Consider the following 250-nt stretch of genomic DNA (forward strand, 5'->3'; position numbering starts at 1 on the left):
AACCGGGCCTGGTGGCTGATTCTGCCGATGCTGCTGCTGGTGGCCTTCTCGGCCGTCATCCCGCTGATGACCGTGGTCAACTACTCGGTCCAGGACGTCTTCGATGCCAATACGCGCTTCTTCACGGGTACCGAGTGGTTCAAGGAGATGCTCAACGACCCGGCCCTGCAGGCGGCCGTGCTCCGTCAGTTTGCCTTCTCGCTGACCGTGCTGGCCATCGAGGTGCCGCTGGGGATCGGCATCGCCCTGA

1 protein-coding gene is annotated in these 250 nt (G+C 63.6%); it reads left to right on the forward strand.

Annotated elements, in window-relative coordinates; all coding sequences use genetic code 11:
- Window positions 1-250: sugar ABC transporter permease (locus SQ11_RS16155; protein ID WP_041515233.1), on the forward strand; the 250-nt coding region annotated here is incomplete at both ends.

This window comes from Nitrosospira sp. NpAV (genome assembly GCF_000832065.1).
Taxonomy (GTDB): Bacteria; Pseudomonadota; Gammaproteobacteria; order Burkholderiales; family Nitrosomonadaceae; genus Nitrosospira.